At 62.6% G+C, this 20,805-nt stretch carries 20 protein-coding genes and 1 tRNA gene; 9 read left to right on the top strand and 12 right to left on the bottom strand.

What is annotated here, in order from left to right:
• The first annotated feature begins 382 nt into the window (after window positions 1-382).
• Window positions 383-946 (top strand): helix-turn-helix domain-containing protein, encoded by a 564-nt coding sequence (locus QQL24_RS18795; protein ID WP_284313829.1) that lies wholly within the window; start codon window positions 383-385, stop codon window positions 944-946.
• Window positions 947-985: 39 nt separating this feature from the next.
• Here QQL24_RS18795 and QQL24_RS18790 read toward each other — a convergent pair whose 3' ends face one another.
• Window positions 986-1,759 carry a DeoR/GlpR family DNA-binding transcription regulator gene (locus QQL24_RS18790; protein ID WP_284313828.1) on the bottom strand — a complete coding sequence of 258 codons (774 nt, stop codon included), beginning with the start codon at window positions 1,757-1,759 and terminating at the stop codon, window positions 986-988.
• 401 nt (window positions 1,760-2,160) lie between these two features.
• Window positions 2,161-3,681, bottom strand: coding sequence for an amino acid permease (locus QQL24_RS18785; RefSeq protein ID WP_284313827.1), 1,521 nt, complete (start codon window positions 3,679-3,681; stop codon window positions 2,161-2,163).
• A gap of 712 nt (window positions 3,682-4,393) precedes the next feature.
• Between QQL24_RS18785 and QQL24_RS18780 the strand changes: the two genes are divergently transcribed.
• Genes QQL24_RS18780 through QQL24_RS18770 form a run of 3 tightly spaced genes read left to right on the top strand, consistent with a single transcriptional unit; the run spans window position 4,394 to window position 8,242 of the window.
• Complete coding sequence (locus QQL24_RS18780; RefSeq protein ID WP_284313826.1) at window positions 4,394-5,818, top strand: NAD(P)/FAD-dependent oxidoreductase; 1,425 nt, start codon at window positions 4,394-4,396, stop codon at window positions 5,816-5,818.
• Complete coding sequence (locus QQL24_RS18775) at window positions 5,751-6,773, top strand: NAD(P)/FAD-dependent oxidoreductase (protein WP_284313825.1); 1,023 nt, start codon at window positions 5,751-5,753, stop codon at window positions 6,771-6,773. Before QQL24_RS18780 ends, QQL24_RS18775 begins: the two co-directional genes overlap by 68 nt.
• The gene (locus tag QQL24_RS18770) at window positions 6,770-8,242 is read left to right on the top strand and encodes an FGGY family carbohydrate kinase (protein ID WP_284313824.1); all 1,473 of its coding nucleotides are present in this window, start codon (window positions 6,770-6,772) and stop codon (window positions 8,240-8,242) included. Before QQL24_RS18775 ends, QQL24_RS18770 begins: the two co-directional genes overlap by 4 nt.
• 70 nt (window positions 8,243-8,312) lie before the next feature.
• On the opposite strand, the gene QQL24_RS18765 is transcribed toward QQL24_RS18770, so the two are convergent.
• Together QQL24_RS18765 and cpdR are read right to left on the bottom strand one after the other, a co-directional pair.
• Window positions 8,313-8,387 (bottom strand) — tRNA-Val (locus QQL24_RS18765).
• A 77-nt stretch (window positions 8,388-8,464) separates the two neighbouring features.
• The gene (cpdR, locus tag QQL24_RS18760; protein ID WP_284313823.1) at window positions 8,465-8,827 is read right to left on the bottom strand and encodes a cell cycle two-component system response regulator CpdR; all 363 of its coding nucleotides are present in this window, start codon (window positions 8,825-8,827) and stop codon (window positions 8,465-8,467) included.
• 280 nt (window positions 8,828-9,107) lie between these two features.
• Between cpdR and QQL24_RS18755 the strand changes: the two genes are divergently transcribed.
• From QQL24_RS18755 to QQL24_RS18735, 5 genes are all read left to right on the top strand, one after another.
• Window positions 9,108-9,986 (top strand): N-formylglutamate amidohydrolase, encoded by an 879-nt coding sequence (locus QQL24_RS18755; RefSeq protein ID WP_284313822.1) that lies wholly within the window; start codon window positions 9,108-9,110, stop codon window positions 9,984-9,986.
• Window positions 9,983-10,522 carry a gamma-glutamylcyclotransferase gene (locus tag QQL24_RS18750; RefSeq protein ID WP_284313821.1) on the top strand — a complete coding sequence of 180 codons (540 nt, stop codon included), beginning with the start codon at window positions 9,983-9,985 and terminating at the stop codon, window positions 10,520-10,522. Before QQL24_RS18755 ends, QQL24_RS18750 begins: the two co-directional genes overlap by 4 nt.
• Window positions 10,523-10,834: 312 nt before the next feature.
• A complete protein-coding gene (locus QQL24_RS18745) occupies window positions 10,835-11,380 on the top strand; it encodes an HNH endonuclease (RefSeq protein ID WP_284313899.1) in 546 nt (181 codons plus the stop codon).
• Between the two features lie 8 nt (window positions 11,381-11,388).
• Window positions 11,389-12,612, top strand: a complete 1,224-nt coding sequence (locus QQL24_RS18740) for a hypothetical protein (RefSeq protein ID WP_284313820.1) — start codon at window positions 11,389-11,391, stop codon at window positions 12,610-12,612.
• 13 nt (window positions 12,613-12,625) lie between these two features.
• Complete coding sequence (locus tag QQL24_RS18735) at window positions 12,626-12,760, top strand: hypothetical protein (RefSeq protein WP_284313819.1); 135 nt, start codon at window positions 12,626-12,628, stop codon at window positions 12,758-12,760.
• Window positions 12,761-12,985: 225 nt separating this feature from the next.
• Here QQL24_RS18735 and QQL24_RS18730 read toward each other — a convergent pair whose 3' ends face one another.
• The 8 genes from QQL24_RS18730 to QQL24_RS18695 form a co-directional block, all read right to left on the bottom strand.
• Window positions 12,986-14,050, bottom strand: coding sequence for an ABC transporter substrate-binding protein (locus QQL24_RS18730; protein WP_284313818.1), 1,065 nt, complete (start codon window positions 14,048-14,050; stop codon window positions 12,986-12,988).
• A gap of 103 nt (window positions 14,051-14,153) precedes the next feature.
• Window positions 14,154-15,098, bottom strand: a complete 945-nt coding sequence (locus tag QQL24_RS18725) for an amidohydrolase family protein (protein WP_284313817.1) — start codon at window positions 15,096-15,098, stop codon at window positions 14,154-14,156.
• Between the two features lie 12 nt (window positions 15,099-15,110).
• Window positions 15,111-16,484 (bottom strand): amidohydrolase family protein, encoded by a 1,374-nt coding sequence (locus QQL24_RS18720; protein WP_284313816.1) that lies wholly within the window; start codon window positions 16,482-16,484, stop codon window positions 15,111-15,113.
• A gap of 19 nt (window positions 16,485-16,503) precedes the next feature.
• On the bottom strand, window positions 16,504-17,310 hold the full coding sequence (locus QQL24_RS18715; RefSeq protein ID WP_284313815.1) for an ABC transporter permease: 807 nt from the start codon (window positions 17,308-17,310) through the stop codon (window positions 16,504-16,506).
• 15 nt (window positions 17,311-17,325) lie between these two features.
• Complete coding sequence (locus tag QQL24_RS18710; RefSeq protein WP_284313814.1) at window positions 17,326-18,129, bottom strand: ABC transporter ATP-binding protein; 804 nt, start codon at window positions 18,127-18,129, stop codon at window positions 17,326-17,328.
• 123 nt (window positions 18,130-18,252) lie between these two features.
• Entirely contained in the window at window positions 18,253-19,134 is an 882-nt protein-coding gene (locus QQL24_RS18705; protein ID WP_284313813.1) for a cupin domain-containing protein, read from the bottom strand.
• Window positions 19,131-20,060 carry a beta-keto acid cleavage family enzyme gene (locus tag QQL24_RS18700; protein ID WP_284313812.1) on the bottom strand — a complete coding sequence of 310 codons (930 nt, stop codon included), beginning with the start codon at window positions 20,058-20,060 and terminating at the stop codon, window positions 19,131-19,133. Before QQL24_RS18700 ends, QQL24_RS18705 begins: the two co-directional genes overlap by 4 nt.
• Window positions 20,057-20,803 carry an SDR family NAD(P)-dependent oxidoreductase gene (locus QQL24_RS18695; RefSeq protein WP_284313811.1) on the bottom strand — a complete coding sequence of 249 codons (747 nt, stop codon included), beginning with the start codon at window positions 20,801-20,803 and terminating at the stop codon, window positions 20,057-20,059. Before QQL24_RS18695 ends, QQL24_RS18700 begins: the two co-directional genes overlap by 4 nt.
• Between the last annotated feature and the right edge of the window lie 2 nt (window positions 20,804-20,805).

Here is a 20,805-nt window from a genome sequence, read left to right as displayed (position 1 = left end):
TGCAATCACGATCAACACAATTGCATATCCCGCCTCGTCATACAATCCATTATGGAAATAATTTTCGTTTTTGGAAACAAATTCCGATTTCGGATACACTGGCTGCGGGCGCCCACCGCACCCAGGTGATGACTGCAGTCAGCCTCGACACGTGGAGCGGGTTACGTTCTGTCTTTTGGTTGAGGGCGGAACATCTGGGGGCGGAACAGGTTGATAGCGCCCGCCTTCCGCCGTATCTTATTTGGAAACATGATGTCAGAATGGAATTTCGTGTTCCGGACGAGAGGCATCGCTGAGTCAAAGATGAGGTTTTGCTGACCGGTGAAAAGGGATTTGCGCCATCATCCTGCCTGGCGCGAGGTTTTGGGTATCAAACAGAGCAATGTCATCCGCTTCTCAACAAATACGTCACTATCGGAATTTGCAGAACATTAGTCTTCGCGATTTGTCGGAATTATCCGGTATATCCGCGTCACAATTGTCCAAGATTGAGTCTGGCAAAGCCAAGCTCACAGTCGAGACCGCGTTGAAACTTGCTGGTATCCTGCATGTGCCCGCGGCAATATTTTTGACTGAGCCGGCTCCCCAGCCAATGGCGAGGCGATCCATAACGCGCCGTAATGCGGGGACGATTCATGAGAATCCAGGCATGCGACTTGAGATACTTTGCGCCGAATTCAAGGAAAAACAGAATTTATTTTGGAAAGTCAGCGTCACTGCGAAGTCGTTCGAGGAAAATGGCGGATGGAGACAGCACCCGGGTCAGGAATTTTTGTATGTTCTCTCGGGCAAGCTGGAGCTGCACAGCATGTACTACGACCCTATCACGCTAGTCGAGGGTGATAGTATCTTATTCGATGCGGATCAGCCGCATGCCTATATTGGAGTCGACGGGCCTGCTGAATTGATCATGATGAATGGCGTTTCGAAACCTGAAGAGATTTGACTCATCGCCAACCCTCTTTTCCGTGGCTCTGAGCCGAGTTTACGGACGCCCATTCTGAGCAATCACAACCTCGACCGACGCAGCCCGCAAGGCGTCGGCAAGCCGCGTCGATGGAGATGCTTCACAAACAATCCGATCGATCATTGCGAGGGAGCAGACACCAAACAGGGCCGTCTTCTCGAATTTCGAACTGTCAAGGATGACCGTCACCTCCCCGGCTTGCTCGATCATGGCGCGGGCAATCTCGGCTTCTTGCAGGTCGAAATCCATCGCTCCCCTTTGATCAAGTGCAGCCACGGTCAGCACGACATGCTGGGCGGAGAATCGCGAAATCTGTTCGATCGCCAACACGCCGATATTTTCGGCAGCCTCGTCACGATACTCGCCACCGATCAGAAACACACGCGTACCATCTGACCCACGCGCCATGATGGAGGCTATCGACACGGAGTTGGTGATAATTGTGATGCCGGACCGAGTCGACAATTCCTCGGCCAGGTACACGGTCGTCGAGCCGGTATCGATGAAAAGCGTGTCGCCGCTCTGGAAGAGCGCGGCTGCGCGCCGTGCGATCGCTCGTTTCTGGGGCATATTCTGCGACAGTCTCGCCTGGAACGGGCCCTCGCCCGCAGCTTCGGGCGCGAGCGCTCCACCATGATACTTTCTCACGAGCCCGCGGTCGGACAGTTCGGTCAGATCCCTGCGAATGGTCTCTTTGGAAGTTTTCAAACGCTCGGCCAATGTCTCGACCGACACGCGACCCTGCTCGCGCACGATATCTACGAGATTCGCACGCCGATCTTCAGGCCTCATCGGTTATCTCATGGGCCGAGTGAAGTTTGGCCTCTTTCGACGAGCACAAATGACGTAGCAAGCTCATCCTATCGCCATCCATACATTCCTCACCACCACGCGATGAGCCCATCGCGAAGGCAGCCAATGACGGTTTCTGAATAGCAGCGATTCTGCCCGATTTCCAAACATTTTGATTGAACGGCAAGCCGAACGCCTGGAGTGGTGATCGTTTCTCCAACGAACCTGACCAATCGGTCGGCGCGCAATCTATTGTTCCATGGGACCAAAAGTAGGACTGGCATGTACGATGATGCCGAGCCTTCTCTTTCAACAGTGCCAGGGCGGCATTCGACAAGAGCTGCTCAAAACGCAACCAGCCCCGGGGAGCACGCCCCGGGGCCAGCGATACGCGTAGTAGGTCAGGCGCTTTGCCCGACGGCCTTTTCAGCAGTGGCGATCTCACTGGCGCGTTTGGCGATATCCGCGCCGACCGGCGGACCTTTGAAACGGCGGCGCTCAATACCGAACCACAAGGCCAGCAACACCACCACCGTACCGATCGCGTAGTTGATCAGGATATCGAAGGGCGGCTGGATGCCGGCGTACATGAGCACCAGCACACCCAGCAACGAGATGAAGGCCAATGGCTTCGACCAAAAGCTGAGGCGGAAGGGTCCGAATTCTGTCCAGCTCTTACCCTCAGCGAGCAGGCCGGCGGCAATCGGCATGGCATAGGAGACATAGAGGAACAGCGCGCAGCCTGCGGCCAGCGCCGCAAAGGCCGGAGAGTAGAGGGTTGCAGCGACCGACAGGATCGCGCCGAGCCAGATGGCGGCAACCGGCGTGCGCCAAGTCGGGCTGACGCTTTTCCAGAGGCTCGAACCGGGCAGGCCGCCGTCACGCGCGAAGGCGTAGATCATGCGCGATGTCGAGGTCAGACCGGCCAGCGCGCAGACGAAGTTGGCTGCGACAATGCCGATTGCCAGAATATCCTTCAGCACCACTGGCGCCGGAAGATTGTTGAAGAGATTGAACCAGGCACTGCTGCCGTCCTTGGCCGTCGCGGCGAGATCCGGGCTGGCCATCACGAACGACGCCGCCATGGCGAGGCCGAACACCAGCGACCAGAACACGGAGTGCAGCATGCCGCGCGGAACGGCAACACGGGCGTTCTGCGTTTCCTCGGCAGTATGGGCCGACGCATCGAAGCCGGTGATGGTGTAAAGGGGGTAGAGAAGGCCGACAAGGAAGGCGATGATCGCCGGCCGCGCCGCCGGCACGTAGCCGCCGCCGAGATCCCCTGTCGTGTTGACGAAGGTGAAAAGGCGGGAGACATCCCAGGTCGCCCCCCACATCAGGAAAGTGCCGGTAAGTACGATCGCGATTACAAAGATCAGATAACCCGAGAAATCCGTAAGCATCGTCGTCAGCTTGATGCCAAAATGATTGATCAGGGCCTGCGAGACCGTGATCAGCAACACAGCCACGATCTGCACCCAAATCGCGTGCGAATTGATGGCATTGGCCTGATCGAGCGTCATGCCAGTCGGCAGCGGGTCGAGTGACTGTGCGGTGAGGTTGGTCACATCGACATGGAAAACGCCTCCCATGACGAGATCACGGAAGAGCTGCCAGACGCCCACATTGACCGAGGCAACCACGAAAATCAGGCCGAGAAGATTTATCCATGCCGTAGCCCACCCCCAACCGCGGCCGCCGAGGATCGAGGACCAGTGATAGAGACCGCCGGCGGTGGGATAGGCAGAGCCTATTTGTCCGAGGCAGGCGGCGACCACAAGAGCGAACAGACCGCCCACCAGCCAACCGACAAAGGCCTCGAACCCGAACCCGGTGCCTAGCGCCAACGGAAAGGAGGTGATGCCGCCGGCCAGGATGCAAATGATCGAAAAGGAGATGGCAAAGTTCGAGAACCCGCTCATTCGACGCGCCAATTCCTGGGCGTAACCCATTGAGTGGAGAACCTTTACGTCCTCATCAGTTCCACTGTTCATTCTCAAGTCTCCCGAGTGTTAGCGCCTTCATTCAAGGATGGATTTTTCGTATATAGACAGACAGACAGTTGATTTTGATTGACTTGAAATATTTATACGGTGCATCAGTATTTATTGTTATTTTATGAAATCTGCTTTTATTCATAGATAAATTACAGGATATCGAATTCTATGTTTCTTGATGCGCCAATCAATTAAGAGAAAACCTTATGAAAATGGGGGACGCCGAGATCAGACGGCAAATTGCCGCAATCCGACAGGTGTCGTCCCCTCCCCTCACAAGCGCACCTGGTTTGGTCACCAAACGCACCCTGCCAAAGAATGACTGAATAGTCAAATCTGAGAGCATAAGATAATAGTTATGACTATTTTGGCATTCTGATTTTTCGGCTTCGGCGCCTCATGTTTCTCGGTCGAGGGCCTCAGCGTACCGGGCTTGCGAAGCGTGGGCCGCCTGGATTCGATACCAACTCACTGAATGAGCTTTGTTATGCTCGCTCAAAATACTTCAGCAGTGTGGCGCGCGTTGGTGGATGGGCTGTGCTCGCTGTGAGAACGGCGGCGCCAGACAGAGCGGCTTGACAGAGTGATGATTTGGTAATACCGACTATATAGTCATAATCTATGACTTAATGGTCATATGCTGAATTCTGCTCCACCTCCACCGCGCAAGGCAACCGCCGAATTTGATGTTGCAGTCATCGGCGCCGGAGTGGTCGGCTGCGCGGTGTTCCGCGCACTGACGCTGGCGGGGCTGTCCGTCATTCTTCTCGAACGCAGCGCCGATATTCTGGATGGCGCGAGCAAAGGCAACTCTGCGATCCTTCATACCGGCTTCGACGCGCCGCCCGGCAGCCGCGAAGTACAGATGATGCAGGCTGGTCGGAGGCGCTATCTGGCGGAGAGGGCTCTTTTCGGCCTGCCGGTTCTCCAAACCGACGCCGTACTCGTCGCCTGGAGCCAGGAGGAGGCCGCGCGACTTCCGGCGATCATCGACAAAGCACACCAGAATGGCGTGACCGATGTGCGCCCGATCGAGCTCGATGTGCTTCGCCACCGGATGCCGACACTCGCCTCTTCGCCGATCGCGGCCCTCAGCGTGCCAGGCGAGCACATCATCGATCCCTGGTCCTCACCGCTGGCTTATGTTCTGCAGGCGATGGCTCATGGCGGAGTGGTGCAGCGGCTTTTCGATGTCGACACGGCCGAGCGACTTGGCGGCGTCTGGCGCCTCTCCGCCGGAACGCGAGCGGTCGACGCCGGCATCGTGATTAACTGCGCCGGAAATTACGGCGATCATGTCGAGGCCCTGTCGCGCCCGAGCCCCTTTGCCATCCGGCCGCGCAAGGGCCAGTTCGTCGTCTTCGACAAAACGGCGCAGCGCCATGTTCCGACGATCCTGCTGCCGGTGCCGACTGCGCGGACCAAGGGCGTTGTCGTCTGTCCGACCATCTTCGGCAATGTGCTCGTTGGACCCACGGCCGAGGATCAGGACGATCGCGGCGTGGCGACGGTCGAGCGAAGCACCTTGAAACATTTGATCGATGAGGCAGCGCGCATGGTCCCAGCTCTTGCCGATGAACCCGTCAATGCCATCTATGCCGGGCTCCGGCCCGCAAGCGATCAAAAGGATTACATCATCGAGGCGATCCCGGGGCGTCATTGGGTGACGGTCGCTGGCATCCGCTCGACCGGCCTCACGGCGGCGCTAGGAATCGCGGACCATGTCACGGAGCTCGTGGAGGAGCATTTTCTTCCGCTTCGACCGTTGCAGGATTTGATCTGGCCGTCGCTGCCCAATCTTGCCGAACATTTGCCGCGAGACCATGAGAGGCCGGGACGCGGCGATATTGTCTGCCTTTGCGAACTCGTCACGAGGGACGAAATCGTTGCGGCGCTGGCTGGTCCTCTCCCCGCGGGCAATCTCGGCGGGTTGAAGCGACGCACACGCGCGATGATGGGTCGCTGCCAGGGCTTCAACTGCCTGGCGGCGGTATGTGAGATGGCGCAGGACAAATTGCTTGAAGCGCCACCACTGCCTGGGGGTACCAGCCTTGACGTCTGAAAACCCTGACCTGCTTGTCATCGGCGCTGGGCCGGCAGGCTTAAGCGCGGCGATCGCCGCACGCCGCCTCGGGCTCTCGGTTACGGTTCTGGAACGCGAGGCCGAGGCGGGTGGCGCTCCGCGTCATTGTGGGCATCCTGGGTTCGGAATGCTGGATTTCGCCCGTCTCTGGACCGGACCGCGCTATGCGCGCGCCTTGCGCGAGCAGGCGGACGGGATCGATCTGCGCTGCGGCCATGCCGTTACGCGGCTCGGCCCGGGAGGCATGGTTATGATCAGCGGGCCGGGTGGTCCCTATGAACTTACCGGGCGCCGCGTGCTGCTGGCGAGCGGTATTCGCGAGACACCTCGCGCGGCGCGACTGATCTCCGGTGGACGACCATTCGGCATTCTGACGACGGGAGCCTTGCAACGCTTCGTCTATCTGCATCATCGACTGCCATGCCGAAACCCCATCATCGTCGGCAGCGAGATCGTCGCCTTCTCGACGATCCTGACGCTTCGGCATCTGGGCGCGAAGCCGCGCATGATCATCGACGAGGCACCAAAATTGCGCAGCATGCCGCTCGTGGCGCTTGGGTCGCGTCTTGTATTTGGCGTCCCCGCAAGAGCCAATGTCGCGATCATTGCGATCGAAGGCGAAAAGTGCGTTGAGGCTGTTACCTTTGAGCATGACGGCCAACGCCAGACAGTGGCCTGCGACGGCGTGGTATTTTCGGGCGATTGGGTGCCCGAGGCGACGCTGGCTCGGCTTCATCCGATGGGGATCGAGGCGACGACGCGCGGCCCTCGGGTCGATGCGGCGTTCCGCACGGCCGATCCGCATATCTTCGCGGCGGGCAATGTGCTCCGATCCGTGCGATCTTCCGGGCCCTGCGCGATCGACGGGCGGAACGCCGCAAGGAGCATCGCCGCCGATCTGGCCCGGACACGCAAAGGTAGCCCACCGATATGACGCATCAAGCATCAGCTATCCTCGCCATCGATCAGGGAACGACCTCGACCAAGGCCTTTGTCCTGACCGACGACGGCACCTTCATATCTTGCGGCGGGCTGGCGCATCGCCAGATACTGCCCGGGGATGGCCTTGTCGAACATGACGCCGAGGAACTGATCGGCAATATCGAGACTCTGATCGATCGTGCGCTTGCGGCCCATCCCCAAATCTCAGCGATGGCCCTCGCCAACCAGGGTGAGACCGTTATTGCCTGGGATCGGGTGACGAAGCGCGCTCTTTACCACGCCATCGTCTGGCAGGATCAGCGGTCACAAGGCCGGCTCGACGCCCTCCCCGCTTCGACGAAGGCGCAGGTGTCGGCGCTCTCCGGCCTTCCGGTCGACGCCTATTTCTCCGCCTCCAAGATCGCCTGGCTCCTGGAGCACGTGCCGGCTGTTGGCAAGGCCGCACGCGACGGCCGCCTCGGCATCGGCACGTCGGAGAGTTTCTTCATCGACCGGCTGACGGGCCAATATGTGACCGACCCGACGACCGCCTCGCGCACCAGCCTGATGAATATCGCCGACGGCCGGTTCGACGATGGCCTCTGCCAAATCTTCGGCGTGCCTCGCGACCTCTTGCCGAAGATCGTTCCGACGGCTGGTTTCTTCGGCGTGATCCGGCGTCGTGACCGGGAGCTCCCCCTCGTGGTCAGCATCGTCGACCAACAGGCGGCTCTGTTCGGGCACGGCTGCCGCACAGTAGGCGATGCGAAGATCACATTTGGGACCGGGAGCTTCGCGCTGGCGCTCTCGGGCGCCGCGCCGATCCTTGATCGACCGGGACTCGTTCCGACGATCGCTTGGCAATTACCGGGCGAAGCGCCGGTCTACGCGCTCGACGGAGGCGACTATACGGCCGCCGCCGCCGTGGACTGGGCGATCTCCATAGGCCTCGCCGGCTCCTACGAGGATTTCGCCTTTGATGACGCCACGCCCGCGATCACACGTGGAATTGCCTTTGTCCCGGCGCTTGCAGGGCTCGCGGCTCCCTACTGGCGACGCGATGTCGCCGCAAGCTTTGTGGGCCTCAGGCAGGCAACAGCGCCGGCGGATCTACGCAAGGCCGTCCTCGAAGGCATAGCCTATCGCGGAGCCGAATTGATCGAGGCGCTGGGTGGCGAAGGTGATGGGCCGGTCTCCATCGATGGCGGACTCGCCCGCAACAGCTATTTTGTTCAGTTCCTCGCCGATGCCATGGCACGTCCGGTCTGCTTGCAGGAAAGTGCCGAGCTCACCGCACTGGGATTAGCAGAGATGGCATATCTCGCCTCGAGCTTGCCGGTGCCGGAACGATTGGGCGAGCCGTCGCGCCTGATCGTCCCGGGGCCCCGCTCGCCAGCCATCCGCGAGCGGCGCGCGTATTTCCAGACGGCCATCAATCTGGCGGCAGAGCTGGCTTCGTCGCAAAACGCGCCAGCCTCCTGAAAGATCACAACTGGAGCAAATCGCGATTTCTCCGAATCGCGATTTTTGTCGAACTATCTGAAAGGCGCGATGGTGGGCGCGACAGGGATTGAACCTGTGACCCCTACGATGTCAACGTAGTGCTCTCCCGCTGAGCTACGCGCCCATCGCTTGCGGAGGCCGGCCTCATAACAGGTTGAATCAGGGCATGCAAGCCGTGACGCCGGTTATTTTCGGAAAAGCTCAGGCGGCCTTGAGGAGCTTGTCGACTTCATTGACCAGGTCCTTGAGATGGAAGGGCTTGGAAAGCACCTTGGCATCCTTCGGGGCAGCCGAATCCGGGTTGAGGGCGACGGCGGCGAAGCCCGTGATGAACATCACCTTGATATCCGGGTCGAGTTCGGTGGCGCGGCGGGCGAGTTCGATACCGTCCATCTCCGGCATGACGATGTCGGTCAACAGCAGCTCGAACGGCTCCTCGCGCAGGCGATGATACGCCGACAGGCCGTTATCGTAGGACATCACCTCATGGCCGGCATTCTGCAGGGCGCGCACCAGGAAGCGGCGCATGTCGTTGTCGTCTTCGGCGAGTAGAATCTTGTTCATTGCTTGCGCGTCCCGAATCCCCGGTCAGGCCGGAGCTCACTGGATCTCTATAGACCGTCGTCGTGGTAAATGCTTCGTTTACATCGCAATAGAGTTAACCCGTCTTGGAGTGCTTCGCCATACACGCGATAGCGTCCGGTAAGCAGAAAATGATCGTGCGGGGCTTGTGATGCTTCCGCACACGTGATTTTCTCGAAACCAGCAAATCCCCTTGTGTGTTCCTATCCGTATCCGGTTCGGAGGGAACCGCCCGATATCGTCGCTGAGGTCCGTCGCCGGCATGGAAATTGAGCTCAACCCTCCCTTCGACGTGGTCGAGCCGGCGGCCTATTCGGCGCCTCTTCTGTTCAATTCGCCGCATTCGGGCCGGGTCTATCCCCGCGCCTTCCTGGAATCCTCGCGTCTGGACGCCCATGCGCTGCGCCGCTCGGAAGATGCCTTCGTCGACCTGCTGCTCGCCGATGTCGCCGGCACCGGTTCGGCCCTGATGAGCGCCCGCTTCCCGCGCGCCTATCTCGACGTCAATCGCGAGCCCTATGAGCTCGATCCGCGCATGTTCGACGGCCGCCTGCCCAACTACGCCAACACCCGTTCGCTGCGCGTCGCCGGCGGGCTCGGCACCCTGGCGCGCGTGGTGAGCGAGAGCCAGGAGATCTATGCCAGGCGCCTGCCGGTGGACGAGGCACTGCGCCGCATCGAGGAACTCTACAAGCCCTATCACCGCACGCTGCGCCGCCTGCTCGGCGAGATCCACCGCGAGTTCGGGGTGGCGCTGCTGGTCGATTGCCATTCCATGCCTTCCTGCGGCCTTGCCCGTGAAGAACGCCCGCGCGCCGACATCGTGCTGGGCGACCGCTATGGCACGTCCTGCTCGCATCTGATCATGGATTGCGCCGACGACGCGCTGCGTTCGCTCGGCTATTCGGTGGGGCGCAACAAGCCTTATGCCGGCGGCTATATCACCGAGCATTACGGCAATCCCGGCGCGGGCTTCCATGTCATCCAGGTCGAGATCAACCGCGCGCTCTACATGAACGAGCATGACTTCACGCCGCTGCCGGCCTTCGACCGGCTGAAGCAGGACCTCGTCGCCCTGCGCGACGCGCTCGCGGCCCTGCCCTTCCACTATCTTGATGCATTCCATCTGGCGGCCGAGTGAATCAGTACGACGCACCTGTCCCCGACGCCGGCTGGGTCTTCGGCTACGGGTCGCTGATGTGGAACCCGGGCTTTGCCTATGAGGAGCGCCGCAACGCCGAGATCCACGGCCTGCACCGGGCGCTGTGCATCTGGTCGCATGTGCATCGCGGCACGCCGGAAAAGCCCGGCCTGGTGCTCGGCCTCGACCTTGGTGGCTCCTGCCACGGCGTCGCCTTCCGCGTGGCGCCGGAGAACTGGGCCACCACCGTCGACTATCTGCGCCGGCGCGAACAGGTGACCAGCGTCTATATCGAGATCGTGCATGAAGCCCGGCTTGACGACGGCCGGCGCATCGCGGCCCTCGCCTACCGGGCAGACCGCCGCCATCTGCAATATTGCGGCACGTTGCCGAGGGAGCGCCTGCTCGAGACGGTGCGCAGTGCCGTCGGCCTGTCGGGCTCCAATCCCGATTATGTGCTGGCGACGCATGACCACCTGGAGGAGTTGGGCATTCCGGATACGACTCTGAGCTGGCTGGCGAAGCAGTTGCGCTAGGCCTGGGAGCGCGGACATCTCAGCGACATGCTTGCATGTCGCGATGTCCGCTCTTGAAACGAGAGCGAATCCAGGCTCGCGGTGACTTCCCCAAAATACTGGCTTTTCCTGGCACGACAGTGGTTCAAGAGCGGATCGTCCGACACTCCCTTGAGTGTCGTAGGACGTCCGCGCTCCCAGTTCCCCCTTCACAAGACCGACACGTTAATCCTACATTGTCGGCACGAACGGCCGAATCGGCTTTCGGCTGAGCCTTGGTGTCAGGAGTGCGTTGTGACGGCGCATGTCTCGCCTGCCGTTTTTCATCCGCCGGTGTCGCCGGAGGCGTGTCCCGCCCTCGTGCTCAATGCGGATTACAGACCCCTCTCCTACTACCCGCTTTCGCTCTGGTCCTGGCAGGATGCGGTGAAGGCGGTGTTCCTCGACCGGGTCAACATCATCTCCGAATATGACAAGGTCGTACGAAGTCCCACCTTCGAGTTCCGATTACCCTCGGTGGTCTGCCTCAAAAGCTACGTCAAACCCAGCCGGAACCCAGCCTTCACCCGCTTCAACGTCTTCCTGCGCGACTGTTTCACGTGCCAATATTGCGGCACGCGCTCGGACCTCACCTTCGACCATGTGATCCCGCGCTCCCGGGGCGGACAGACAACCTGGGAAAACGTCGTTGCCGCCTGCTCGCCCTGCAATCTCAAAAAGGGCGGCGCCATGCCCGCCGAGGCCGGCATGCACCCCCACCAGAAACCCTTCGCTCCCACCCTCTCCGACCTGCACCAGAACGGCCGGCACTTCCCGCCGAACTATCTGCATGAGAGCTGGCTGGACTATCTCTACTGGGACACCGAGCTGGAGCCGTAGGCATCGGCATGGGGAAACGCCTGGCAGCCGCGGGGAACGATCCGAGAGCACCGGTGACAGGCGGCGTCATCAGCCTCCTTCTCGCGGCCACGCTTGCTGCTGGTTTTTCGGCCGGCGCCCTTGCTCAGTCAGGGCCGGACCTTCATGCCTATACGATGGCGCGCTTCGTGCCGTATACCAATGCCGGCAGCGGGAAGGCCCCTTTCACCGGTGCGCCCAAGCTCTCCTTCCTCGTGCAGGTTCCGGGTGGCGGCGCCTCGCACCCGTTTACCATGACCATGGATACCGGCTCGACGGGCGTGGTCATCTCAGCCGCCGATCTGCCCGGCTATTCCAGCGCGGACGACAAGTATCCGCTGGGTTGGGAGTTCCTTTCCAGCAGCAAGCTCCTTTGGGTCGGCCGCTGGATCCCGCGCGAACTGGTCTTCCTGGACGCTGCGGGTGGGGAACTTGCCACCGCCAAGGTCCCGGTGCTCGCGGTCGAGACGCAATATAGCTGCCCGGGCTGGAGCGAAAAACGCAACCAGCCGACATGCGCCAACCCGCAGGAAACGACCAGCATGCCCACGGGCATCGCCTATATGGGCGTGGGTTTCGGTCGAGAACATGACGGGCAGCCTCAGGGCACCCCTGACAAGAACCCGTTCCTCAACCTCACCGCCATCGAGGGCCGCCCGATCCAGCCAGGCATTTACCGGCCCGGCTACATCGTCACGCCGAGCGGCGTGCATCTGGGGCTGAGCCAGGCGAACAGTCACGATTTCAGCTGGACGAGGTTGCAGGGCCACAGCCTCGATGCAACGGGCAAGCCCTCGTCCAACGATCTCCGTGACTGGGCCCAGGCGCAAATGGCCGTATCGGTGAACGGCCAGCCCGCTGAAACCGGACCCGTGCTGATCGATACCGGCATCAAGCAGATGTATCTCACCGTCTCCAACCCCTCGGCACTCCCCACCGAGCCCGTCCCCAATCCCAGCCGCGCGGGAGCCGAGGCGACCGGCCTGACGGCCGGGGCCGAGGTGACCGTGTCCTTTCCGGATGGGGCCAGTCCGATCGCGCAATATGCTTTCACGGTGGGCGACACCGGCGACAAGGCGGCCCCCAGCGTGGTCCTGGTCAATCGTCCGGGCACCCCGGCCTTCGTCAATACCGGCCGGCACTTCCTGCGTGACTACGACGTGGCCTTCGATGCCGACGGCGGCTGGTTCGGTTTCCGCAAGGTGGTGCCTTAAGGCGTTTTGCGATTTGCCGGAATCGCGCGCCCAGCCTGGCGCCAGGCCCGAAAACCACAAGGCAGTGGACAAGAGGCTCGCCGAAGCGGAGAAAGAAAAGCCCGCCACGCCCGGCTGGGTCGCAATCATGCCGGGCGGGCGGGAGTGAAGACGGTGCTCCCCCATGGGAGGGATTGAAGGAGCACCGCCATGGCCGGAGTTGGCGCGGTTGGGACACGCCTCTCCGGTTCGACTGAAGAAAGGCCCGCCTGCCCGGCAAGGGTCGCAATCGTGCCGGGCGAGGCGGGAGTGAAGACGGTGTTTCCCCTACGGGAGGAAAAGAGGAAGCACCGCCATGGCCGGAGTTAGCGTGGGTGGGACGCGCTTCTCCGGTTCAAATGAACGGATTCTTGTCGGCGAGCCGGGCCTTCGCTTCCGTCACCGCCGTAAGGTCGAACAGCTTGTCGGCATCGGCGGTGCGCTCGAGCAGCTTGACCTCCTCATGCCAGAAGGCCTGCTGGGCAAGGATGGCCTGCTTGCCGGGCAGCCCGTCCAGCGCCATGGCCGACCAACGCGGCCGCGCCGCGTCGATCAGGGCCTCCGGCAATTCGGTGGCCTTGGCGAGGATCTTGACGATCTCCGCATCGCCGCTGTCAGCCGCCGCCATGAACTCCCTGTAGGCCTGCAGCATCACCATGCAGAAGCGCACCACCACGTCCTTGCGCTCGTTGAGCAGGGTCTCATTGGCCGACATGGTGGCGAGCTGCATATCGGGCGAGATCTCGTCGCCCCAGGCGATGATATGGCCGGCGCCCTTCCTCTCGGCGGCGAGGGCGCCAGGCATCGACACCTCGACCATGTCGAGGTTGCCCGCGACCATCAGTTTCAAGGCGGAGGAAGCGTCGAGGCCCCATTTCCATTCGGCGACATCGGACGTCAGGCCGGCGCGCTTGAAGGCCTTGGAGAAGAGGTAATGGCCGACGCTGCCCGGCACCGCCTCGGAGATGGTCTTGCCGGTGCCATCCTTGAAGCCGTCGAGATTGTGGAAGCCGCCCGCGTAGAGCTTGTTGGAGACGAGGATCGCCTGCGAGCCGCGCCCTGCCGCCTCGCGTCCACGATCCATGAACACCCGTACCGGAGTGCCCTTGGCCACCATGTTGTAGAAGCCGACATTGCAGGGCGTGACGGAGATGTCGATCTCGCCCGCCGCCAAAGCCGGCATGGCAAGGCCGCCGTCGACGAAATAGCGGGCATCGAGGTCGATACCGACCTTCTCGAAATAACCCTTGGCCTGGGCGATGAAGAGCGGGCCCGAGGAAATATAGGGCACCGTGCCGAATATCAACTTGTCTGTCGCAGCGGCGGTGGCCCGCTTCGGCCAGCCTGTCATGAACAGGGCGCCAGTTGCCGTAGCGGCTGCGGCTATCTTCAGGGTTTGACGTCTTGTGATGATGGACATTGTTCTCTCCGAAACGTCCCGATTGTTTCCAAACTTACTTGCAATTTTTTCGCAATCGATTGCAGATCGACATGCGAACGCTGGTTCAAAAGCCCCCTTGGGATCAGGCTGCGTTCAGAAGCACAGCCGCATTCCTGTTGGCGATCTTGTCGGCTTCGACGGCATCCAGGCCCGCGCCGAAGATGTAATGGAGGCCATTCGCATAATCGTCTCCCTGCTTGTAGGGAAAGTCGTTGCCGAACAGCAGACGGTCAGCCCCGAAGGCTTCGCGGGCGCAACGCAGCGCCGGCGCGTAAGAGTGACTGACCGTGTCGTACCACAGCCGGCGCGCGGTATGACTGGGGAGTTCCCTGCCCTCTGGCAGGAGCCAGCTCGCCTGGGCGTCGAGCCGGCCGAGCAGCATCGGCAGGGCGCCGCCGCAATGCGAGACGATGATGCGAAGGCGCGGATAGTGCTGCGGGATCCCTGCCAGGATCAGGTGCATCAGGCCGATGGTATCCTCGATCGGCGCGCCGATGGCCCAGGTCAGGTCATAGTCGCGAATGAGGTGCGAGCCAGCCCCCAACCCCGAGGGATGGAGGTAGAGGATGGCGCCGCGCCGGTCGAGTTCCTGATAGACCGGCTCGAACAGGGGATGGGCGATGGTGAAGCCGAGCACGCTGGTACCGAAGCACACGCCGGCCAGCTTCAGTTTGTCGAGGGCACGTTCGATCTCGGCAAGGCTCCTGTCGATATGCGGCAGCGGCAGCGCAGCAAGCCCGATGAAGCTACCGGGATGGGCTGCGATGATCTCGGCATAAAGATCATTGGCCTCCTGCGCCGCCGAAGCCGCGCGACTGGGATCGATGAAATAGGGCAGTTGCGGGCCAACCGAAATGAGCTGCTTCCCGACCCCGGCCTTTTTCATCATGTCGAAGCGCCTGGACATCTCAGCGGGCGCCTTGGCCGCGTTGCAGTTGCGTGCCACGTCGGTGAGCTGGCTGCCATAGCGCTCCAGCCGATCGAGATAGCGGTTGGGGAAGTAATGGGCATGAACGTCGATGCGCATGATCCCCTCCTCTCACGCCGCCAGCACGGTGAAGTCGCCGGCCCGCATGATGCGTTCGGCCGAAGCGGCGAGTTCGCTTTGCCGCTGGCGCAGCACGTCGACCGGGAAGGTCAGCCTGCCGGCCCGCTTGCGGATCACGCCGTCGATCATCACCGTGTCGACATTGCCGGCATTGGCCTGCTCGACGATGCTGTAGAGCGGGTTGTGCACCGGGAAGAGGTTGAGATCGGTGCTGCGCAGCATGATGATGTCGGCCTTCTTGCCGGGCGTGAGCGAGCCGACGCGGTTTTCGAGGCGCAGCGCCCTGGCGCCGCCGATGGTCGCCCATTGCAGGGCCTCGCGCGAGCGCACCGGGCTGATCCTGAAGGGTGCACCGCCGCCCCGGCGGTTGTCGCGATTGGCCACCTGCCTGGCATGGAGGAGCGCCGCCTGCATCTCGCGGAACATGTCGCCGGAGACGATGGGCTCGACGTCGTTGCCGATCGAGGGCAGGGCGCCGAGGGCGCGCAGGCGCGGCACCAGCGGATCGGCGGAGTCGCTGTGCAGTTCCACCAGCACGGTCGGCGTCACCGAGGCGCTGGCCTCGACCACTGCCTTGAGTTCGTCGTCCTCGAAGAAATTGGCGTGGACGATATTGTGCTCAGGCCCGATCAAGCCTTCCTGCGCCAGGCGCAGATAACCGTTGGGCGTGACGCAATCCTGCTTGCGCCTGGTGGCGTGTGAGGTCGAGAGCAGGTTGAGTTCGCGGGCGAGCGCCAGGTCCTGCACCACCACGTCCCAGGTGGAGTAATGCGGGCCGAGGATCGCCATCGCCAGCGTCACCCGGCCGCGGTCGCTGGCAAGGCGCCCCTTGCGCAGGGCCTCGACCCGCTCGCGCGGATGGGGGATCTGGCTGTAGGGCAAGCCGTCCGGCGGTGTCGGCGGCTTGGTGGTGCCATGGGCGAACACCGTGCGCAGGCCTGTCTCCTCCAGGGCGTCGATGGAGCGTTCGGCCTGTTCGAGGCTCTTGAGATTGTGGCACCAGTCGAGCGCGGTGGTGACGCCGCCATCGATCTGGGTGAGCGAGCCGATGAGGTTGCCGAGATAATTGTCTTCCGGCCCATAATGGGTGGCGAGATTGCCATGGATGTGGACGAAATATTCGCCCACCGCCCATTCCGATCCGATGCCGCGCAGCCCGCATTGCCACAGGTGGATATGGGCGTTGACGAGGCCGGGCATGACGATCATGTCGCCGGCATCGATCACTTCGTCCGAGGTGGCGCCGAGGTCATGGCCGACAGCGACGATCTGGGAATCGCGGATGAGGATCTCGGCGTCCTTGAGGTCGCCGATGCGGTCGTCCATCGAGACGAGCCAGCCGCATTTGATGGTGGTCTGTTTCATGGGTTCCGACTCCGCCGGCCTAGCGCACGCGCCAGCGATTGATGAGGTGGTCGAGATATTGCTGGGTCTTGGTGAGGAGGATGCCGAGCACCGCCAGCAGCAGCAGGATGGCGAAGACCTGGCCGGTCTCCAGCACCTGGCCGGCAAGGTTGAGCCGCCCGCCGAGGCCATAGCGGGCGGTCTGCATCTCGGCGGCGACGACCAGGATGATCGAAAGGCCGAGCGCCAGGCGCAGGCCGCTGAAGATCGAGGGCACCGCCGCCGGCAGCACAACCTTCCATTGGATCTGGCGCTGGTTGGCGCCAAGGTCGCGGGCCGCCAGGATGAGGCCCTCGTCGCATTGGCGCACGCCCTGCACGGTGTTGATCAGGATCGGGAAGACGCAGCCGAGCGCGCTCAGCACGATCTGGAAGATGTTGCCGCTGCCGAGCCAGATGATCAGGAGCGGCACCAGCGAGATTTTCGGGACGGGATAGATGGCGGCGACGAAGATGTCGCAGACGGCATAGAGCCGTTTCGACATGCCCATGGCAATGCCGATGGCCACCCCCACGATCGCCGCCAGAAAGAAGCCGGCGAAGATGCGGTAGAGCGTCAGCAACAGGTCATAGCCAAGGTTCTTGCGCACGAAGAGGTCGAACAGCGTGGCGATGACGACCGAGGGTCGCGGCAGATAGAGCTCCGGCACGGCGAAAACGGTGACATAGGCTTCCCAGGCGATGAGGAAGACCACCATGGCCACGGGGCCATAGAGCCAGGTCCGGTCTCGATTGGCCGGCGGAGAGACATCCTCGACGGCGCCTTCTTCATCGGCATAAGTGCTCATGGCCATCTTGCGCCCTCAGTTCAGCATCGACTTCTTCACTTCCTCCCGGAGGAGGCCGTAAATGCTGGTGAAGAGTTCGCCGAAGCGGTGGTCGTTCTGGATCTCCATGGCACGCGGGCGCGGCAGGTCGACATCGAAGCGCGCCGCGATGCGGCCGGGCCGGGCCGTCATCACCAGCACGTGGTCGGCGAGGAAGATCGCCTCCTCGATCGAATGGGTGACGAGCACGATGGTCTTGCCGCTGCGCTCGACCACCGCCGCGAGCTGTTCCTGCAGGTAGAGCCGGGTTTGCGCGTCGAGGGCGCCGAAGGGCTCGTCGAGGAACATGATGTCGGGCGACATCACCAGCCCCCGGGCGAGGCCGACGCGCTGGCGCATGCCGCCGGAGAGCTGGTTGGGATAATGCTTCTCGAAACCGGAGAGCTCGACCGAGCGGATCGCCTGCAAGGCTCGTTCACGCCGCTCGGCCTTGCCGACGCCCTCGAGCTCCAGGCCGAAGGCGACATTGTCGAGCACGGTGCGCCAGGGCAGCAGGTTGAAGGACTGCCAGACGGTCGCCATGCGCGGCGCCTTGCCGTTGACCGAGGCGCCCGTCCCGCTCGCATAGCGAAAGCCGACTTCCCCTCTGCTCGGGGTCAAGAGGCCGCGCAGGATGAGCAGCAGGGTGGACTTGCCACAACCGCTCGGCCCGACAATGGCGCTGATCCGCCCGGCCGGAAAGGAGCAGGAGACATCGGCGAGCGCGTTGGTGCCTTGCTGCGCCCCTCCAGCCGTGAAGCGATGCGAGAGATGCGCGACGCTGATCGATTCAAACTGCATTTCCACGTCCTTCCAGCTTTCCTGTCCCGCGCCGGGGGCCTGTGTTCTCTTGCTGGCGAGCCTTGCGGTCTTTCACAGGGTTTCGTGCAGGCCCAGACTCACCTGCCGCTCACTTCGGTCCCGTCATCGCAGCGCCGTGGCCAGCACGAGGGTGGCGGGGTGCTCGCCGTCGTTCCTGACCTTGCGAATCTCGTAGGGAGCGAAACGGCAGGAATCGCCGGCCTTCAGCACATCGGCGTGGTCGCCGTTGGAGATCGTCACCTCACCGGCCTGCACGAAATAGATCTTCTCATGGGGCGAGGGCGCCGCCGCGGCGCCGCCGCCGGGCTGTATCTCCAGGAGGGCCAGTCCCACGCTGGAGCCGGGTCCGGCCTCATCGCCCTGCAGCTGGCGGATCGTCATACCGTAATGGCCTGGCATACGGTACAGGGGTGCTTTCGCTGAACGCGTGACATGCATGGGCGCCTCACGAGAAAGGCGACAAAAGGATACGCGGACGAGCCGAACTCGAGACTCGGCATAGGCGCGGGCCGCACCGGCAACGCCGTAGAGGCCACCTTCAGAGGAAAACGGCTTCAACCTGCCGCTTTCGAACCAGGGCGGAAGCTCGCCCAGCATGCTTGCGCAAGCCGCGGCATCCAGCACCAGGGTCTCTACACCAGTATAACAGCGTCCGTCGTGAAAGAATTCAAATAAATTAAAGCACACGGATTTGTCCATCGCGGCGATGAAGACCTGGCGCTCGCCCAATGCAAGGGAGCGACTGGCAAGTTGGAAGCGGGGTCTGCCGAACGTTCCAAAGATAAGCCTGGAAACTTTACCTTCGGTAAGATTGCGAATGCTTTCGATTGCCCAATCCACGGCAGAATCGACGATGACGACGAGGCCATTGGCATGACTGACATTGGCCTCGGATCGACGCACCAAACCGCTGACCTTGATACCGTGGCACGAAGCGAGCCGGGCCACCGCCTGCCCGGCCATGCCGTTGATGACGGCGATCATATCTGCCTCCTCAGGGGCACGGGACTGCCGGCCGGACGCACCGGCAGATCGAGCCGCTCGCGGGCTTCCTCCGGCGTGACGATGGCCGCGCCCAGAGCCTGGGCGATGCCTCGCGCCTTGCGCACCATCGCGGCGTTGGAGGGGGCGAGGACGCCGCTCTCGATATAGACGGCATCCTCGAGCCCGACGCGGATGTTGCCGCCCGCCAGGACCGATTGCGCCACCATCGGGAAGGCGGAGCGGCCGACACCGCAGGCGGTCCAGACACTATCCGCCGGCAGATTGTTGCGGGCATGCAGCAGCGCCTCTGGCGAAGCCTGCATGCCGTAGCGCACGCCCATCACCAGGGAGCACAGGATCGGGCCTTCCAGCACGTTCTGCTCCAGGAGGTCGCGACAGAGCGCGATGTCGCCGGTATCGAACAGCTCGAGCTCCGGCCGCACGCCGGCGGCGCGGATGATCTCGGCCATGCGGCTGATGCTGTAGGGGGTGTTGATCACCACCTCCTGGCCGGCATTCATGGTGTTAAGGTCGAGCGTGCACAGGTCCGGCCTGAGCATGACGATGTGCTCGACCCGCTTCTCCGGCGGCAGCAGCGTGGTGCCGGCAGCGGCCGTCTTCGGGTCGAACTGGGAGGGCACGAAACGTCCGCCCGGCCTCGTCGTCAGATTGATGATGAGCTGTGGATTGCCGGCCCTGATATGTTCGACCACGCGATGATAGAGGCCGATCTCCATGGACGGCCGGCCCGTGTGCGGGTCGCGCACATGGACATGAACGATGGCCGCACCGGCCTCGCCCGCCTCCAGCGCCGAATCTGCGATCTCCTTGGGCGTGACCGGCAGGCGCGGATGTTGATCGGGGCGCATGTGATTGCCTGTGACGGCACAGGTGATCATGACGCGTTCGGACAGCCTGGAGATCATAGTGCCCGTCCCCCGTCCGTGAGCACGAAGGAGCCGGTCGAGTAGCGCAGCAGCGTGGCGCAGGCGAGCACGGCATCGGCGACATCCTGGGCGGTGGCGATCCGCTGCAGCGGGATGGACTTGGCGACCAGCTGGTTGAAACCGTCGGTGCGGCCCGGCACGAAGCAGGTATCGACGATGCCGGGCGCGATCGCCATCACCCGCACCTCCGGCGCCAGGGAGCGGGCGAGCGCCTTGGTCATCACGTCGATGCCCGCCTTGGCGGCGCAATAGGCGATATTGGAACCGATACCGGTCTGGCCTGCGATCGAGGAGATGTTGACGATCAGCCCGTCGCCATGCTCGGCCAGCATGGCGCGGAAGACACGGATGGCGGCGAAGGGACCGCGCCAGTTGACGGCGAAGGTGCGGTCGATCAGGTCGTCGTCGAGCGCCTCGAGATCCTCGGCCGCCACGGGAGAGGTAAAGCCGGCGCAGTTGACCAGGATGTCGGCCCGGCCATAGCGCGCCTTGACGAAGGCGGCGAGATCGCGCAGCGAGGCGGTGTCCTCGACGCAGGCCGGCATGGCGGCGTGGCCGCCGCCGGGCAGCACCGAGACGAACTCGGCGGCGGTATCGTCGCTGAAATAGGTGACGACGACCTGGGCGCCCGCCCGTGCCAGTTCCAGGGAAACCGCTCGGCCTATGCCGCCGCTGCCGCCGACGACGACGGCGACCTTGCCTGACAGATCATGAAACAACATCG

Source organism: Labrys miyagiensis, assembly GCF_030160835.1.
Classification (GTDB): Bacteria; Pseudomonadota; Alphaproteobacteria; order Rhizobiales; family Labraceae; genus Labrys; species Labrys miyagiensis.
Note: the sequence above shows the minus strand (reverse complement) of the source record. Positions and strands in the feature narration are given on the sequence as shown.

What these genes read in the sequence shown, in the direction of transcription:
- QQL24_RS18795 (WP_284313829.1), top strand. Translation starts at nt 383, where the DNA reads ATGTCATCCGCTTCTCAACAAATACGTCACTATCGGAATTTGCAGAAC.
- QQL24_RS18790 (WP_284313828.1), bottom strand. Translation starts at nt 1,759, where the DNA reads ATGAGGCCTGAAGATCGGCGTGCGAATCTCGTAGATATCGTGCGCGAG.
- QQL24_RS18785 (WP_284313827.1), bottom strand. Translation starts at nt 3,681, where the DNA reads ATGAGCGGGTTCTCGAACTTTGCCATCTCCTTTTCGATCATTTGCATC.
- QQL24_RS18780 (WP_284313826.1), top strand. Translation starts at nt 4,394, where the DNA reads ATGCTGAATTCTGCTCCACCTCCACCGCGCAAGGCAACCGCCGAATTT.
- QQL24_RS18770 (WP_284313824.1), top strand. Translation starts at nt 6,770, where the DNA reads ATGACGCATCAAGCATCAGCTATCCTCGCCATCGATCAGGGAACGACC.
- cpdR (WP_284313823.1), bottom strand. Translation starts at nt 8,827, where the DNA reads ATGAACAAGATTCTACTCGCCGAAGACGACAACGACATGCGCCGCTTC.
- QQL24_RS18755 (WP_284313822.1), top strand. Translation starts at nt 9,108, where the DNA reads ATGGAAATTGAGCTCAACCCTCCCTTCGACGTGGTCGAGCCGGCGGCC.
- QQL24_RS18740 (WP_284313820.1), top strand. Translation starts at nt 11,389, where the DNA reads ATGGGGAAACGCCTGGCAGCCGCGGGGAACGATCCGAGAGCACCGGTG.
- QQL24_RS18730 (WP_284313818.1), bottom strand. Translation starts at nt 14,050, where the DNA reads ATGTCCATCATCACAAGACGTCAAACCCTGAAGATAGCCGCAGCCGCT.
- QQL24_RS18725 (WP_284313817.1), bottom strand. Translation starts at nt 15,098, where the DNA reads ATGCGCATCGACGTTCATGCCCATTACTTCCCCAACCGCTATCTCGAT.
- QQL24_RS18720 (WP_284313816.1), bottom strand. Translation starts at nt 16,484, where the DNA reads ATGAAACAGACCACCATCAAATGCGGCTGGCTCGTCTCGATGGACGAC.
- QQL24_RS18715 (WP_284313815.1), bottom strand. Translation starts at nt 17,310, where the DNA reads ATGAGCACTTATGCCGATGAAGAAGGCGCCGTCGAGGATGTCTCTCCG.
- QQL24_RS18710 (WP_284313814.1), bottom strand. Translation starts at nt 18,129, where the DNA reads ATGCAGTTTGAATCGATCAGCGTCGCGCATCTCTCGCATCGCTTCACG.
- QQL24_RS18705 (WP_284313813.1), bottom strand. Translation starts at nt 19,134, where the DNA reads ATGATCGCCGTCATCAACGGCATGGCCGGGCAGGCGGTGGCCCGGCTC.
- QQL24_RS18700 (WP_284313812.1), bottom strand. Translation starts at nt 20,060, where the DNA reads ATGATCTCCAGGCTGTCCGAACGCGTCATGATCACCTGTGCCGTCACA.
- QQL24_RS18695 (WP_284313811.1), bottom strand. Translation starts at nt 20,803, where the DNA reads ATGTTGTTTCATGATCTGTCAGGCAAGGTCGCCGTCGTCGTCGGCGGC.